Genomic DNA, 16,136 nt, shown 5'->3' on the forward strand with positions numbered 1-16,136 from the left:
GCTCTCAGGCTAACGAGGAGTCATCAACTATCGTTGGCGGCGCTCCGGAGCAGGTGGTGACGTGCAACACTGGATCCATCGAGTAGGCCGAAGCGTGCCGGACCGGCACGACCAGACTGAGGGACGGGTGCTGAGCGTGCGGATCATCGTGATCGGAGCATCGGGACAACTCGGCAAGCAAGTGGCGCGCCTCGCGGCGGGAACGGGCCACGACGTGCTGGGATGGTCCTCCCGCGATGTTGATATCACCGACGCTCATGCGGTGGCCGAGGCCATCGAGGCAGCACGCCCCTCCGTGGTCATCAACTGCGCTGCCTACACGGCGGTCGATGCCGCGGAGACGGACTACCGCGCGGCCGCGGCGGTCAATGTCTCGGGGGCGGGCAACATCGCGGCCGCGTGCACGCGCTCGCGGGCCCACCTGATCCACGTCTCCACCGACTACGTGTTCCCTGGTGATGCCAAGGAGCCCTACGAGCCGGGGTCCCGGGTCGGGCCGCGCACCGTGTATGGCCAGACGAAGTACGCGGGGGAGCTCGCGGTGCATGCGGCCCTGCCCTCGGCGCATATCGTCCGCACGGCCTGGGTGTTCACCGGCACGGGCAGTGATTTCGTGGCCACGATGCTGCGGCTCGAGCGCGAGCGCGACACCCTCCGCGTGGTCGACGACCAGTGGGGCTCGCCCACGTATGCGGTGGATCTCGCGGCAGGGCTCGTCGAGCTCGCCACCAGTCGGCGGGCCGGCCCGCTCTCCACTGCTCCCGCCGATGCCGAGCAGTCGGCAGGGCTGGTCCTGCATGCCACCAACTCCGGGATCACCACGTGGTGGGGGCTCGCCCGCGAGGTCTTCGCCGCGGCCGGCGCCGATCCCGAGCGGGTGCAGCCCTGCTCGACCGCCGAGTTCCCGCGCCCCGCCCGGCGGCCGGCCTATTCGGTGCTCGGGGGCGAGTCGTGGCGCGCTGCCGGGCTCCGTCCCTTGCGGCCGTGGCGCGACGCGGTCCGCGAGGCCGTGGGCATCGCCATCGCGGATCATCATCGGATGATCGTCTCCGAGACCAAGTGATCGAAAACCACGTGAGCCAGGCCCTGTGAGCGTGCTGCCCGCCGGAGCGCCGTAGTGGCGTCGCGCGCGGACCGGAGGGCGTTGGCTACGCTGGCCGATGTGCAGACGCGACTTCCCGTGGTGACGGTGACCTACTCTCCCGGCGAGCATCTGGCGGGGTTCGTGACGTCCCTGCCGGAAGCGACCCGGCTCCCCGTCGATGTGATCCTCGCCGACAACGGTTCCGTCGATGGCGCGCCGGAGGCCGCGGAGCGCGACTATCCGAACGTCCGGTTGCTGCGCACCGGCGCCAATGTCGGCTACGGGGGAGCGATCAACCGCGCCATGGCGGAGGTGGATCCCGCTGCGGAGTTCGTGATCGTCGCCAACCCTGATGTGCGGTGGGCGCCGGGCTCGATCGATGCCTTGATCGAGGCCGCGCGCCGATGGCCGCGCGCAGGGTCGCTCGGCCCACTGATCCGTGATCCTGATGGCACCATCTATCCCTCCGCCCGGCACGTGCCCACGCTGTGGGGCGGCGCGGCGCACGCGGTCCTTGGTGGGGTCTGGCCGTCGAACCCCTGGACGCGCGCGTACCGGCAGGAGGACGAGGACATCAGCGAGCGGCCCGTCGGATGGCTCTCGGGCTCGTGCCTGCTGCTGCGCAGAGCCGCGTTCGATTCCGTGCATGGGTTCGATTCCCGCTACTTCATGTACATGGAGGACGTGGACCTCGGTGATCGCCTCGCGCGGGCTGGTTGGCTCAATGTGTTCGTGCCGACCGCCGAAGTGACGCATGCTAAAGGTCATGCGGCGGGGAGGCATCCGGAGCTGATGCTGCCGGCGCATCACCAGAGCGCGTACCGGTTCCAGGCGGACCGGCACCCCGAGTGGTGGCAGGCCCCGTTGCGAGCATCGCTGCGTGGCGGCCTCGGCGCGCGGTCGCGGATCGCGGTGGCGGTGGCACGACGCAAGCAACGCGGGCAGAAAGGATAGTGGAGAGTCATGGCAGGCAGAGTTTTTCGCTTCACCCAGGGGCCGAGCGCGCAGACGGCGCCGAGCGCTGTCGATCGCAGCCTCGCCGAGAACACCGATGCGGTGGTGCTCGTCGGGGGCAAGGGAACCCGGTTGCGCCCGCTGACGCTGTCCGCGCCCAAGCCGATGCTGCCGACCGCGGGCCTGCCATTCCTCCAGCACCTGCTGTCGCGGATCAAGGCAGCAGGCATCACCCACGTGGTGCTGGGCACGTCCTTCAAGGCCGAGGTGTTCGAGCAGCACTTTGGTGACGGATCCGAGCTGGGCCTCGAGATCGACTACGTGATGGAGGACGAGCCGCTCGGCACCGGCGGTGGCATCCGCAACGTGTACCCCAAGCTCCGGGGCGACACGGTGCTGGTGTTCAACGGTGATGTGCTGGGCGGCACCGACCCGCTCGCGGTGCTCGGCACGCATCACGAGAAGGACGCCGACGTGACGATGCACCTCGTGCGGGTGAGCGATCCGCGCGCGTTCGGCTGCGTCCCCACCGACAGCGACGGCCGCGTGCTGGAGTTCCTCGAGAAGACGCAGGATCCGCCGACCGATCAGATCAACGCCGGTTGCTACGTGTTCAAGCGCTCGGTGATCGAGAAGATCCCGGCCGGGCGCAATGTCTCCGTGGAGCGGGAGGTGTTCCCGAAGCTGCTCGCCGACGATGCGCGTGTCTACGCCCATGTCGACTCGGCCTACTGGCGTGACATGGGCACCCCGGAGGACTTCGTGCGAGGGTCCGCGGACCTGGTGCGTGGCATCGCTCCATCACCAGCGCTGGAAGGACAGAGCGGCGAGTCGCTCGTCCATGAGGGGGCGGGCATCGCCCCGGGCGCGCTGCTGATCGGTGGCACCGTCGTCGGCCGCGGCGCGGAGGTCAGTGGCGGCGCGCGGCTCGATGGAGCTGTCATCTTCGACGGCGCGAAGGTCGACGCCGGTGCTGTCGTGGAGCGCTCGATCATCGGCTATGGGGCGCACATCGGCCCGCGCGCGCTCATCCGCGACGCGGTGATCGGTGACGGCGCGCAGGTCGGCGCCCGTTGCGAGCTCGTCGGCGGGGCCCGTGTGTGGCCGGGAGTGATCATTCCCGATGGTGGCCTGCGCTTCTCCACCGACGTCTAGCAAGCCCGCCGAATCGGTCGTCCTCGCCGCGCGCGGTGGACTACGGTTGGCGTGGACGCCCGTTCCTGGGGCGGCCGCTGGGTAACCACGTATGAGGAGTGATCGCTGTGGGAGATCGGCATGCTCAGCCGGGGCGGCATCATGTCGTCATCATCGGATCGGGCTTCGGTGGCATGTTCGCCGCGCAGAAGCTCAAGAACGCCGATGTCGACGTCACGTTGATCGCCCGCACCACCCATCACCTGTTCCAGCCCTTGCTGTACCAGGTGGCCACCGGGATCCTGTCGGTCGGCGAGATCGCGGTACCGAACCGCGTCATCCTGCGCAAGCAGAAGAACGCCCAGGTGCTGCTCGGTGAGGTCATCGACATCGACGTGCGCAACCAGACGGTGACCTCCGAGTACTCCGACCAGCAGCGCGTCACCTCCTACGACAGCTTGATCGTCGCGGCGGGCGCCGAGCAGTCCTACTTCGGCAACGATCACTTCGCCGAGTTCGCCCCCGGCATGAAGACCATCGACCATGCGCTCGAGCTGCGTGGCAAGATCATCGCGGCTTTCGAGGAAGCAGAGCTGTCGACGGATCCGGCCGAGGTGGAGCGGCTCCTGACCTTCGTCGTCGTCGGCGCGGGGCCCACCGGGGTCGAGATGGCCGGGCAGATCGCCGAGCTCGCCCGCGACACCCTCGCCGGTGCCTACCGCAACATCGACACCTCGATGGCCCGGGTGATCCTGCTCGACGCCGCCCCCCAGGTGCTGCCGCCGATGGGCAAGAAGCTCGGGGCGAACGCGCAGCGCCAGCTCGAGAAGATCGGTGTCGAGGTGATGCTCGATACCTTCGTCACCGATATCGACGAGCGCGGCCTCGTGGTCAAGCAAGGCGACAGCGAGCCCGTGCGCCTCCCCGCGAACTGCAAGATCTGGGCGGCAGGCGTTTCCGCGAGCCCGCTGGGCAAGATCCTCGCGGAACAGACCGGCACCGAGCTCGACCGCGCGGGGCGCGTCCAGGTCAACCCTGACCTGACCATCCGCGATCACTCCAATATCTTCGTCGTCGGCGACATGATGGCGCTCGAGGGCATCCCTGGCATCGCGCCCGCCGCGATCCAGAGCGGCCAGTACGTGGGCAAGCTCATCAGCGCGGAGGCCGAGGCCGACGGCAAGGGCGAGCAGCCCGCCGAGCGCAAGCCGTTCAAGTACCTCGACAAGGGCAGCATCGCGGTCGTCTCGAAGTACAACGCCGTCGGCAAGGTGTTGTTCGGCAAGGTCGCTGTCTCCGGCGTCATCGGCTGGTTCATGTGGCTCGCCGTGCACTTGTTCTACCTCGTGGGCTTCAAGAACCGCTACGCCACCCTCTTCTACTGGCTTGTCACCTTCATGTCGAGCTCCCGCGAGCAGCTCAACGTCACCGAGCAGTGGATGCACGCCCGCACCGCGATCGAGCAGTACGAGGAAGGGCGCAAGCAGATCGGCGGCAAGACCGGCTGAGCGGCACGCCACCGGCCCATCCGTGGAAACCGGCTGTCCGCGCGGTCACGAGATGTGGAAAGCTGTGCCCATGAGCGATCTTTCCCACAGCGCCGCCGCCCCCGCTGGCTTCCGGGGCATCACCGGAAACATCGGGATCAAGGATGATGCGCCGGATTTCTTCACGGTGATCTCGGAGGTCCCCGCCACGGTCTCGGCGGTGTTCACGAAGTCACGCTTCGCTGGCCCGAGCGTGGTCATCAGCCGCGAGACCGCCCGCCGCGGCACTGGTCGCGGGATCGTGGTGACCGCCCGCAACGCCAATGTCGCGACGGGCGATCAGGGGCTCGCCAACGCGCGGGAGATCCGGGCTTCGGTCGCGGGGCTCGCCGCCGCCGAGCCCGAGGACATCATCATCGCCTCCACCGGGGTCATTGGCCGCCAGTTGCCGATGGATCGCGTGCGCGCGTTCCTCGATGGCCTCCATCCACCGTTCCCGCCCGCGGACTTCGCCGCGTGCGCCGAGGCCATGATGACCACCGATACGCATCCGAAGCATGTGGCGGCGCGGTGCGGCGAGGCGTCGATCGTGGGCATCGCCAAGGGCGTGGGCATGATCGAGCCGAACATGGCGACGATGCTGGCGTACTACTTCACTGATGCCCGCATCGCGCAGGCAGATCTTGATGCGCTGTTCCGTCGCGTGGTGGATCGCACCTTCAACGCGTTGAGCATCGACACGGATACCTCCACCAGTGACACCGCCGCGATCCTTGCCAACGGGCTTGCTGGCGAGGTTGATCTGGCGGCATTCGAGGAGGTGCTGCACGACCTGGCGCTGCGGCTGGTGAGGATGATCGCGGCCGATGGCGAGGGTGCGACCAAGACGATCGTGGTGCGGGTGACGGATGCGCGCGATGAGCGGCAGGCCAAGCGGGTCGCCAAGGCCATCGTCAATTCGCCGCTGGTGAAGACCGCCGTGCATGGCGCGGACCCGAACTGGGGCCGGGTGGCCATGGCCATCGGCAAGTGCGATGACGAGACCGATATCGATCCGGAGCTTGTGCGCATCGACTTCGGGGACGTGACGACCTACCCGATCCCCAAGGAGGATGTGCTCGACGCTGCGGCGGAGCACATGCGCGGCGAGGAAGTGACGATCACGGCGTCCCTGGCAACAGGCAGCGCCGCGTTCACGGTGTATGGCTGCGACCTGACCGATGGCTATATCCGCATCAACGCTGACTACACCACCTGAGGCTGGACGGCGTTCTCAGCGGGCCTGGGCGAGCCGCACCATCTCGGTGATGGTGTGGTGCTCGGCCTTCGCCGGCAGATCATCGACCGGCCACCATTGCAGGTCGGTCGATTCATCGCTGCGCGTGATCCGCGAGCCGCGGGGTGCCCGGATCAGGAACCGCACATCGAGGTGACGCGTGGGCAGCCCGAGCGAGCAGGTGATCGGATGGGTGTGCAGCGAGAGCACTGCCGGATCGAGCTCGAGATCGTCGATGCCGGATTCCTCGCGGGCCTCGCGCAGTGCTGCTTCCTGGATAGTGCGGTCGTGCTCCTCGCAATGCCCGCCGAGCTGGATCCACCGGCCCACGCGCGGGTGCAGGGTGAGAAGGACCTTGGCTCCATCGTGGGATAGCACCAGGCTCGAAGCGGTGATATGCCCCGCGGCGCAGGCGCGCAGGCAGCCATCGGGAGCGGCGGCGAGGAACGCGAGCATGGCGTGGCGCATGGAGTCCTGCTCGGCGGTGGGCGCGGCGAACTCCTCGAGGGCCTCGCGGGCGGAGTCATGCAGGCTGTTCATCACCATTCCTCGAGAAGGCCGTGGGTATCGCGGGGCTCGCGGACAACCAGTGGCTCGGTGGGATAGCCGATCCCGATGGCGCCCATGGGTGTCCACGAGCTATCGAGGCCTAGCTGGTCGCGCACGACGCCTGGGGCGAAGATCGTCGAGCCGATCCAGCATGATCCGATCCCGCGCGCCGCGAGGGCGGTGAGCAGAGCCTGGACCGCGGCTCCTACCGCGACGGTGAACATGGTGCGCTCGGCGTCCTGCCGGGCCTCATCGGGGTAGTCGTGGGCGCCCTCCGGCACGAGGAACGGGATGATCATCCCGGGAGCGTCGTAGAGCAGCTGGCCGCGGGCGAGGCGGGCGGCGATGCGGTCCTCGCTGAGCCCGTCGCGCTCGAGGTCCGCCCGCCAAGCATTCCGCATGGCGTCGAGCAGCTTGATGCGGCGCTGATGGTCGCGGACCCAGCCGAACCGCACGGGCCGGGTGTGGTGGGGCGCGGGCGCGGTGAGGGCCTCGCTGATCGCGGCGCGCACCTGGTCATCGGGAACCGCGTCGGTGGTGAACGAGCGCACGGTGCGGCGGCGCAGCACGGCCTCGCGCCAGCCCTGGCTGACTGCTTCCTCGGTGCCGAGGCGGAAAAGGTCCTCGTGCGCGGGGCGGATGAGGTCGCGCGCGGTGGATCCGTCATCGATCGTGCTGAAGCCACGTATCACCGCGATGGGAGTGCCGTGGAGCTTGCCCTTGACGAGGTCCGCGGCGGCGGCAAGCTCGTCGGCGACGGCGATGTTGGTGACCTGGAGGTCGTTGCCATGACGATCGGTGGTGCCGGTGTAGTCGTGCAGCACCGACAGGCCCGCGGCGCCGATCGCCGCATCGGTCTGGCCGTTGCGCCAGGCGCGGCCCATGGTGTCGGTGATGAGGATCGCGACGTCGACGCCGAGCCGGTCCCGGATGCCGTCGCGCAGGCGAGCGGCGCTCGCATCGGGGTCGACCGGCAGCAGTGCGATGGCGGACAGGTCGACGTTGGAGCCGTCGACCCCCGATGCGGCCTGCACGATCCCCAGCTGGTTCTCGGTGATGAGAGTGCGGCCGTGCCGCGCGAGGACCCGGGTGGACTCGCTCAGCACGAGCTCGCGGCGCAGCGCGTCCCGCTCCTCCGGATCGGCGGGCGCGGGCACGATCCGTCCCTCGGCCTTCGAGAGGATCTTGCTGGTGATGGCGAGGATGTCGCCGTCGCGCAGCCATGGCAGGTGCTGTGCCACGAGATCGAGGAGATCGTCCCCGGGCGCGATCTCGGGGATGCCCGGCACCGTACGGATGCGGACCTCGTTCTCCGTCCCGTGGTCGCCCAGGCTCACCGCGCCGCTCCGGCGAGCTCGACGGCCTGCTCGATCATCGAGGCCGTGGCGGAGGGGTCGTGCATGATGATGTCGGTCTCGCGCACCGCGATGCCGGGGATGGCGACAGGGTCGCCGGAGTGGGTGAGCCAGCCGTCAAGGATGCCAGTGGCGGTGCGGGCCCCGTAGTACTCGGCGACGCCCTGCGAGGAGACCTCGGCCCCGATGATGCGCAGGCATCGATCGGCCATGCCGCGCAGCGGTGCCCCGCCGATGATGGGGGAGACGCCGACGATGGGTGCCTCGGTGGTGCGCAGCGCACCCCGGATGCCGGGGATGGCAAGGATCGGCGCGATGCTCACGACCGGGTTCGAGGGCGCGATGAGAACGATGTCGGCGCCTGCGATCGCGTCGAGCACGCCGGGCGCGGGCCGTGCCTCGTCGGCGCCGACCTGGACGAACGAGTGCGTCTCGATGTCGGACCGGTGCTTGACCCACCACTCCTGGAAGTGGATGGCCTTCTTGTCGCCGCTCTCCGGGTCCGTCACCACGACGAAGGTCTCGGAGCGGTCATCGCTAGCGGGCAGCAAGCGCACACCGGGGTTCCAGCGGGCGCACAGGGCGGTGGTGATGTCGGAGAGCCGGTAGCCGGCCCGCATCATCTGGCTGCGGATCAGGTGGGTGGCGGTGTCGCGATCGCCGAGGCCGAACCAGTCGGGCTGGGCCCCGTAGGCCGCGAGCTCCTCGCGCAGGCTCCAGGTCTCGTTGGCCCTGCCCCAGCCCTTGGCGGTGTCGATGCCGCCACCGAGGGTGTACATGCAGCTATCGAGGTCGGGGCACAGGCGCAGGTCGTGCATCCAGGTGTCGTCGCCGACGTTGACGATGGCTGTAGGGGCGGGCGAGCCAGATTCTGGTACGGTTGTACTAGTTCTTGCGGCCTCGCTGCCAGTGGGTTCGCTCGCTGCCGGGGGCGCGCTCGAGGGTTCGCGCGGTGCCCGAGGGCTCGCGGGTTCCTCGCTGGCGAACTCCCTTGCGCCGAGCAGGAATCGGGCGCCTCCGACGCCTCCGGTGAGAACAGTGACCTTCACAGCGTCACAGCCTACGTGCTGCCGCGCCGGGGGAGGAAGCCGTGCGGGCCCGGGCGCCCGATGGGGCGGGTATGAATTCGTGCTCGTTTCAGAAACGGGGCTGTGTCGCTTGTCGTCGCGGTGTGGAAGGATGGTAGGGGATTTCACAGTTTTGCTTGCAATAGGCAGCAAGAAAGTGTCTAATCACACATGTGTCATTCACTTCGTGACACTCGCCCACTCGGGACGGGCCACGAGCGAGGCGATAATGGATGCATGCTGTTGCCCCCGCGGGGTGGTGGCAGCTGCGGCCCGGCAAGCTTCATTGCCAGCAGTGCGCGACAAGAGGTTGGGGATACATACTATGCCGCACTTTCCAGGAGTCCAGGGCGCTGAGCGCCCGGTAGCTTTCCGCGTGGTTTCCGACGACATGGCCGCAATGCGATCGACTGATGCGTCGATGCCGCGCGAGGATCGGAACGATGGGGCGAGCGGGCCGAAGCTCAGCCTGGTGGATGCTGGTTTCGACCATCTGTTCACCGCTGTCCAGGAGGAATGGCAGGATCGCGCGCTGTGCGCGCAGACCGATCCGGAGGCGTTCTTCCCGGAGAAGGGTGGCTCCACGCGCGAGGCCAAGCGCATCTGCCTCGGGTGCGAGGTTCGTGATGAGTGCCTGGAATACGCCTTGGCCAACGACGAGCGCTTCGGGATCTGGGGCGGCTTGTCGGAGCGCGAGCGTCGGCGACTGAAGCGCGGAATCGTCTCGTAGAGGCTTCGGTGGCCGGGTGGCCGCCAGGCAAGGCGGCGGGGGTGCATGCAGAGGGTGCGTGCACCCCCGCAGTCTAATTCTTAGAGGTTCCTGAGAGATTCCTCGATGGTAATGCGGGCGTGCGCGGCGTATTGTCTGAATATCGCGTACGTCCATTTTTTTTGGGCATGATGATAGGGGCCATTCCGGCCCAGGTTATTGTTTTCTGGAGATTCTCTTAGAGAACTCTTTGAATTGAGCGGGTGGCTGGCGCGGCCGCCTAGCCGGGATCTCCATTGCCCTCCGGGGCGACCATGTCCGGCGGCAGGCCGAGATACGTCGCTACCTGCTCCACGAGGACATCATGAACAAGATGCACCAGTTCCTCCGGAGTCTCGCCCCGCAGCTCGAGGGCGCGCCGGAACAGCACGATGCGGGCGCGCGTGGGCTGCCCGGCCGAATCGATTCCCGCCGGGATCAGGCGGGAGAGCGGCACCGGGCCGTCGGCGACGATCTCGGGCGGCCAGGCCACCGTGTCGGGGTTCCGCGCGCGCACCCGGGGCACATCGTCCACCGCGATGTCGAGCTTCCCGAGGCGCTTGCGCCAGCGAGCCTCGATCGGCTCGAACGCATCGAGCACGGTCGCGTCGAAGCGCTCCGCCCGCGTCTTGCGGATCGGGAGCCGCGGCGGAACGAGCGAACCACGTAGCCCGCGCCCGCGCTTCTCGATGCTTCGCGTGGTGCAGCGCCGCGCGCGGGGCTGTCCCGATGCGGCTACCTGGATCCCGGCCCGCGTGATCTGCACGGCATCCGTGCCTCCACGCTCTTGATCTGGCATGGGAGCACTGTACCGGTGGTTGTCCGCGGCTCGGCGGAATCTGCCCACCAAGCCTGGAAAAAACTGCTCGCGGCGGCGAGTCGCACCGGTGAACACGGGGCGAGCGGCTAGTGTCCGCTGTGTGAGTATGCTCCGTCGTTGTTGCAAGCCGGGTTGCAGGAACCCTGCCGTCGCGACGCTGACATATATCTATGCGGAGTCGCAGGTCGTGCTCGCGAACCTGTCGGCCCTCGATAGCCCGCACTCCTGGGACCTCTGCGAGCAGCATGCCATCCGGCTGGCCCCGCCGATGGGCTGGGACCTGGTCCGTGAGTGGGTTCCCGAGTCCGAGCGCGAGCCGGAATCCCCCGCGACCGCGGAAATATCGGCCGGGCTCAGCGGCGCGACAGTCGATGACATGGATGTTCCCGGCTTCGAGGCCCACCTCGATCAGTCCCACCTGGATCACTCCCGGCTCGAAAGCGCCCAGCCAGGGATGGCGCAGCACGATGCGTCGCGTACCGACGATGGCCCATGGTTCGATCTCCGGGGGGCATCGGAGCCGGCCCGCCGCGCGCACCTTCGCATTGTCACGCCCGCGGACACTGAATAGGACGTGCGCAGGTCCCCTGCACAGCGCTCTCGCTGGCGCCGCCGGATCGGCGCTTCCCCCCGCATCACGCGCGAAACCTGACTAGGCTCAGACCGGAAAGCGCAGTGACGCAAGCAGGACGGGAGTGCCGGAGATGAGTCGACCAGCCGAAGCCGTGAACGCGGTGATCAAGGCATACGACGTGCGAGGTGTGGTCGGTGAACAGATCGACGCTGCGTTCGTGCGCGACGTGGGAGCGGCATTCGCTCGCCTCATGCGCACCGAGGGAGCGGCCCGCATCGTTGTTGGTCATGACATGCGCGCCTCCTCGCCCGAGCTGGTCGAGGCGTTCTCGGCAGGAGTCACTGATCATGGGCTCGACGTCGTCAATATCGGGCTGGCCTCCACCGACCAGCTCTACTACGCCTCGGGCACGCTCGAATGCCCCGGCGCGATGTTCACTGCTAGCCACAATCCCGCCAAGTACAACGGCATCAAGCTCTGCCGCTCCGGCGCGAAGCCCGTGGGCCAGGAGACCGGGCTCGCCACCATCGCGGACGAAGTGATCCACGGCGTCCCTGGCTACGACAGTGCCCCCGGCACCGCCTCCACCCAGGATCTCCTCCCGGACTACGCGGAGTACCTGCGCAAGCTCGTGGCGCTCGAGAGCATGCGGCCCCTCACCGTTGCCGTTGATGCGGGCAACGGCATGGGCGGGCACACTGTCCCCGCAGTGCTTGGCCCGCTGCCACTCACCATCGAGCCGCTGTTCTTCGAGCTCGACGGAACCTTCCCCAATCACGAGGCGAACCCGCTGGACCCGGCCAACCTCGTGGACCTGCAGCGACACGTGCGCGAGACCGGCGCCGACATCGGCCTGGCCTTCGATGGGGACGCCGACCGATGCTTCGTCGTCGATGAGAAGGGCGACCCGGTGTCCCCCTCCGCGGTCACGGCACTGGTCGCCGAGCGGGAGCTCGCGAAGCACCCAGGTGCCGCGATCATCTACAACCTCATCACCTCCCGCGCGGTCCCGGAGATCGTCGAGGAGAATGGCGGTTCCCCCGTGCGCACCCGCGTCGGGCACTCGTTCATCAAGCAGACCATGGCCCAGACCGGTGCCGTGTTCGGCGGCGAGCACTCCGCGCACTACTACTTCCGGGATTTCTGGGGCGCCGACTCGGGGATGCTCGCTGCACTGCATGTCCTCGCCGCGCTCGCCGAGCAGGACAAGCCTCTCTCGGAGCTGATGGCCCAGTACAACAGGTACGCGGCATCGGGCGAGATCAACTCGACCGTCGACGATGCCCCCGCGCGCATGGACGATGTGGCCGAGGCTTTCGCCGAGCGGGCGAAGGAGATCGACAAGCTGGACGGCATGACCGTCGACCTCGGGGACGGCGCATGGTTCAACCTGCGCGCCTCGAACACCGAGCCGCTGCTCCGGCTCAACGTCGAGGCAACCGATGCCGGATCCGTCACGAGCATCACTGACGAGGTGCTGGAGATAATCCGGCGGTGACATGCCGCGGGTGCTACAGGATAATGAGAAGTGCACCTGGAAGGAGGTGGCCGCGGTGAATACGCTCGCGCCTGGCTTTGACCTCGACGACGGCGCCACGCTCGCCTCCGCGGACCGATCGGGCCTGCTTCGTCACGCGGCACTCTCGGGGGCGCAGGCCAGGGCGGTCAATACCGCGGTCGCCGAGGGCCTGCTCGATCGCCTGCCCGGGTCCAGGCCCCGCGCGCTCGTCATCGTCGCGCGCCGCGCTGTCCCCGTCGCCGCGAGCCACCTGATCCTTGATGCTGCCGCCGCGGAGCTCTCGTTTCCCGCTGTGGTCGTGGATCATGCGCCGACCTGGATCGGACCGCTCGACGTGGTCATCGTCATGGGCGATGATCCCGGGGACCCCGAGATGGTCGCTGCCGTGGATCGAGCAGTCCGGCGCGGCTGCGGAGTGGTCGTCGCTACGCCGAGCGAGGGGCCGATGCGCGCGGCAGGAGCGCCGCACGCCATCGCGATGCCACCGCGCGTGCCCGTCCCCGAGATCTTCGCGACCTGCGGGTACGCGGCCGTGCTGCTTGCCGTGCTCCGGCACATCGGACCGACGGAGCCCATCGAGTCCATCGCGCTGGACGCCATCGCGGATGTGCTTGATGATGAGGCGCTCCGGGGCCACCCCGAGCGCGAGCTCCTCAGCAATCCAGCGAAGTCGCTGGCGAGCAAGCTGCTGGGCCACCGCGTGGTCTTCGCGGGAGATAGCACGGGAGACCAGGTGCTCGCGCGGCACGCGGCATCCGCGATGCTCCGGGTCGCTGGGATGGTGTCGGCCGCAGCGAGCCTGGCAGAGGTGGTAGAGGTGTTCGACCAGCTGGCAGGACCCGCTGCCGAGAGCGATGTGGACCCAATCTTCCACGATCCCGAGATCGACGGCCCGATCGGTGCCGACCCGGTCAAGGTCATGATCGTCTCGCGCGGGACGCCACGCCAGGGAACGAGGAGCCGCGCCGCGCTGCTCGGCAGTGCCGCGGACTACCTCTTCGCCAACCCCGAGGAACCATCCGGCCCCCCGCATCCGGGCATGGATGCCCCCGCTCGGAGCCTCGGTCAGGTACTCGCCGACACCCTCCAGCTGTGCGTGCGGATGGATATGGCGGCTTCATACGCACGTCTAGCGAGGTCCCACTGATGCAACTGCTCGATTGCCCGGTCCGCAACTACGCCTGGGGCTCGCGCACCGCGCTCGCCGGGCTGCGCGGGGAACCGGGCCCCTCGCCGCACCCCGAGGCAGAGCTGTGGATGGGTGCTCATCCCGCGGATCCCTCGAGGCTGGTGGGCTCAGGGGCGACGTTGCTCGTGGAGATCGCGGAGGATCCTGTCGCCGCGCTCGGCCAGCATGTCTGCGAGCGGTTCGACAAGCAGCTGCCCTTCCTGATGAAGGTGCTGGCGGCCGAGGAGCCACTGTCCATCCAGGCGCATCCCTCCAAGGCGCAGGCGCAGGAGGGATTCGAGCGGGAGAACCAGCGGGGTGTCCCGCTCGATGCCAGCTCCCGGAACTACAAGGACGACAACCACAAGCCGGAGCTGCTCGTCGCGCTCACGCAATTCTCGGCGATGGCGGGCTTCCGCGATCCCGAAGCTACCGTCGCCCTCCTCGAGGAACTCGGCTCGCCGCGATTCGTGCCCTACCGGGATCTCCTGGCGGAGCAACCGGATGGCTCCGGGCTGCGCGCCTTGTTCACCACCTGGATCACGCTGCCGTCGAGCGATGTCGCCGAGCTGGTGGATGATCTCGCGGAGTCGTGCGTGGCGCTGCTCGGCCGCTCGCCGCGGGGACCCTTCGCCGAGGTCGCCCGCAATCTCCTGCAACTCGTCGAGCGGTATCCCGGCGACGCGGGGGTGCTCGCCTCGATCCTGCTGAACCACATCACGCTGCAGCCGGGGGAGGGGATCTTCCTCGATGCGGGCAACCTGCACGCCTACCTGCATGGGGTGGGGGTGGAACTGATGGCGAACTCGGACAACGTCCTGCGCGGGGGCCTCACGCCGAAGCATGTGGATGTGCCCGAGCTGCTGCGAGTAGTTGATTTCGAGCCGCTCGAGCTGTCTCCCGTGCCGGTGCGCAATGCCGAGCCCGGCGGCACTGCCGAGCAGGTCTACCAGGTCCCTATCGACGAGTTCGCGCTCTCGCGCATCGAGCTCGACGCCACGGGGCTGCTCCACAGCGTCTCCCACGGGCTGTCGCGCGGCGGGCCGCAGATCATCGCGTGCACGCGCGGCGAGGTGATCGCGCGCAGCGGCGGCGAGGAGGTCCGTGTGCCTGCGGGCGGGGCCCTGTGGATCCCGGACTCTGATCCCGAGGTGATCCTGCATGCGGGGACGGCTCGCGACGAGGTGTTCCGGGCCGTGGTGCCGCAGTAGTCACGGGGGAGCGCTCCGCGCGGGTCTTCGCCAGGCGTCGTGGCTCTCTACGCTGGGCCCCAGGGCGTCGATGCCGCGCGGGGGCGGGCGTCGATTCTCAGTTGTGTGAGGTCTTGCACCCGCTGGAGGTAGCGGGAGGGTGCATTCGGTAGCACTTCCGGTGCGGCGGCGCAGCGGCATGGCGAGGGGGCCTGGTCCCGGGTCCCTCCAGCCCTTCGAGCAGTCCAATGCTCAACAATCCGCTAGTCAGCGCAAGCGTTCGTACGTGTTTTGCTTGCTGTGGTTAAAGACTGAATCGATACAGTTAGACAAAACATGGACCCGTGTCTAGTGCGCAAACGACCTAGGGCTTATAGTCAATCCAGCAAGCCGCTATGACATCGGGGTCTAGCGCATGGACAAAGTTAGGCATGATGTAATGACTGCATCGACGCACGATGCGTTCGCCGGGTCCAACGGTGAGGCGCAGCAGCAGGCGGAGAACGTCGAGCGCTGGCGGGACCGCAAGCGCTACATGTGGATCTACTCGCTCGTCCCGGCGGCCGCCGTCTTCATCGCGGTCGGGCTGGTGGAGCTCACCGGCTGGGGATGGCTCTACTGGGGCGGACCGATCATCGTGTTCGGCCTGATCCCACTGCTCGACATCGTCTTTGCTGCCGACGGCCAGAACCCGCCCGACGAGTTCATGGATGAGCTCGACCAGGACAAGTACTACCGCTGGGTCACCTACTCGTACATCCCGCTGCAGTATGTCGGCTTTGCCCTGGCGATCTACCTCTGGGCCACCGGCAACCTCTCCGTCTTCGAGAGCATCGGCCTGGCCACCACGGTCGCCGTGACCTCGGGCATCGGCATCAGCGTCGCGCACGAGATGGGCCACAAGAAGGAGGAGCACGAGCGCTGGATGTCGCGCATCGTCCTCGCGCAGTCCTTCTACGGCCACTTCTTCATCGAGCACAACCGCGGCCACCACGTCCGCGTCGCCACTCCTGAGGATCCTGCTTCCTCGCGCTTCGGCGAGTCGTTCTACCGCTTCTGGCCGCGCTCGGTGAAGGGCGCGCTGACCTCCGCCTGGGAGATCGAGAAGAACCGCCTCGCTCGCCTCGGCAAGTCGCCCTGGACCCTGAAGAACGATGTGCTCAACGCCTGGCTGATGTCGGTCGTGCTGTTCGGTGGCATCCTGATCGGCC

At 68.0% G+C, this 16,136-nt stretch carries 15 protein-coding genes; 11 read left to right on the forward strand and 4 right to left on the reverse strand.

The genetic code is table 11. From position 1 onward, the window contains the following. Positions 1-94 precede the first annotated feature (94 nt). The 5 genes from rfbD (at position 95) to argJ (ending at position 5,917) form a co-directional block, all read left to right on the forward strand. Positions 95-1,063: a dTDP-4-dehydrorhamnose reductase gene (rfbD, locus tag FXO18_RS09125; protein WP_235900548.1), complete on the forward strand. Its 969-nt coding sequence runs from the start codon at positions 95-97 to the stop codon at positions 1,061-1,063. A gap of 99 nt (positions 1,064-1,162) precedes the next feature. Next, the gene (locus FXO18_RS09130) at positions 1,163-2,038 is read left to right on the forward strand and encodes a glycosyltransferase family 2 protein (RefSeq protein ID WP_149360733.1); all 876 of its coding nucleotides are present in this window, start codon (positions 1,163-1,165) and stop codon (positions 2,036-2,038) included. 9 nt (positions 2,039-2,047) lie between these two features. After that, positions 2,048-3,193 (forward strand): mannose-1-phosphate guanylyltransferase, encoded by a 1,146-nt coding sequence (gene manB / locus FXO18_RS09135; RefSeq protein ID WP_149360734.1) that lies wholly within the window; start codon positions 2,048-2,050, stop codon positions 3,191-3,193. Positions 3,194-3,300: 107 nt separating this feature from the next. After that, entirely contained in the window at positions 3,301-4,680 is a 1,380-nt protein-coding gene (locus FXO18_RS09140) for an NAD(P)/FAD-dependent oxidoreductase (protein ID WP_149360735.1), read from the forward strand. Positions 4,681-4,750: 70 nt separating this feature from the next. Next, on the forward strand, positions 4,751-5,917 hold the full coding sequence (gene argJ / locus FXO18_RS09145; RefSeq protein ID WP_149360736.1) for a bifunctional glutamate N-acetyltransferase/amino-acid acetyltransferase ArgJ: 1,167 nt from the start codon (positions 4,751-4,753) through the stop codon (positions 5,915-5,917). Positions 5,918-5,932: 15 nt separating this feature from the next. Here argJ and FXO18_RS09150 read toward each other — a convergent pair whose 3' ends face one another. The 3 genes from FXO18_RS09150 to cofD are packed head-to-tail and all read right to left on the reverse strand — an operon-like array spanning position 5,933 to position 8,888. Continuing rightward, positions 5,933-6,481: an NUDIX hydrolase gene (locus tag FXO18_RS09150; RefSeq protein ID WP_149360737.1), complete on the reverse strand. Its 549-nt coding sequence runs from the start codon at positions 6,479-6,481 to the stop codon at positions 5,933-5,935. After that, complete coding sequence (locus FXO18_RS09155) at positions 6,475-7,821, reverse strand: coenzyme F420-0:L-glutamate ligase (RefSeq protein WP_149360738.1); 1,347 nt, start codon at positions 7,819-7,821, stop codon at positions 6,475-6,477. Before FXO18_RS09155 ends, FXO18_RS09150 begins: the two co-directional genes overlap by 7 nt. Beyond that, positions 7,818-8,888 (reverse strand): 2-phospho-L-lactate transferase, encoded by a 1,071-nt coding sequence (cofD, locus tag FXO18_RS09160; RefSeq protein WP_149360739.1) that lies wholly within the window; start codon positions 8,886-8,888, stop codon positions 7,818-7,820. The genes FXO18_RS09155 and cofD overlap by 4 nt, the downstream gene beginning before the upstream one ends. 418 nt (positions 8,889-9,306) lie before the next feature. Between cofD and FXO18_RS09165 the strand changes: the two genes are divergently transcribed. Beyond that, positions 9,307-9,636 (forward strand): WhiB family transcriptional regulator, encoded by a 330-nt coding sequence (locus FXO18_RS09165; protein ID WP_407936452.1) that lies wholly within the window; start codon positions 9,307-9,309, stop codon positions 9,634-9,636. A gap of 259 nt (positions 9,637-9,895) precedes the next feature. On the opposite strand, the gene FXO18_RS09170 is transcribed toward FXO18_RS09165, so the two are convergent. After that, complete coding sequence (locus tag FXO18_RS09170; RefSeq protein WP_149360740.1) at positions 9,896-10,453, reverse strand: metallopeptidase family protein; 558 nt, start codon at positions 10,451-10,453, stop codon at positions 9,896-9,898. A 127-nt stretch (positions 10,454-10,580) separates the two neighbouring features. On the opposite strand from FXO18_RS09170, the gene FXO18_RS09175 reads away from it, so the two are divergent. The 5 genes from FXO18_RS09175 to FXO18_RS09195 form a co-directional block, all read left to right on the forward strand. Next, positions 10,581-11,045, forward strand: coding sequence for a DUF3499 family protein (locus FXO18_RS09175; RefSeq protein ID WP_328593408.1), 465 nt, complete (start codon positions 10,581-10,583; stop codon positions 11,043-11,045). A 133-nt stretch (positions 11,046-11,178) separates the two neighbouring features. Beyond that, positions 11,179-12,546 (forward strand): phosphomannomutase/phosphoglucomutase, encoded by a 1,368-nt coding sequence (locus FXO18_RS09180; protein WP_149360742.1) that lies wholly within the window; start codon positions 11,179-11,181, stop codon positions 12,544-12,546. Positions 12,547-12,601: 55 nt separating this feature from the next. Then, positions 12,602-13,714, forward strand: a complete 1,113-nt coding sequence (locus tag FXO18_RS09185) for a tobH protein (protein WP_149360743.1) — start codon at positions 12,602-12,604, stop codon at positions 13,712-13,714. Further along, complete coding sequence (gene manA, locus FXO18_RS09190) at positions 13,714-14,946, forward strand: mannose-6-phosphate isomerase, class I (protein ID WP_149360744.1); 1,233 nt, start codon at positions 13,714-13,716, stop codon at positions 14,944-14,946. Before FXO18_RS09185 ends, manA begins: the two co-directional genes overlap by 1 nt. Positions 14,947-15,460: 514 nt before the next feature. Then, positions 15,461-16,136 (forward strand): alkane 1-monooxygenase (locus FXO18_RS09195; protein ID WP_235900574.1); only part of this gene is annotated, 676 nt, incomplete at its 3' end.

Origin of the sequence: Lolliginicoccus suaedae, assembly GCF_008312885.1 — a bacterium.
In the GTDB taxonomy this organism is placed as follows: domain Bacteria; phylum Actinomycetota; class Actinomycetes; order Mycobacteriales; family Mycobacteriaceae; genus Lolliginicoccus; species Lolliginicoccus suaedae.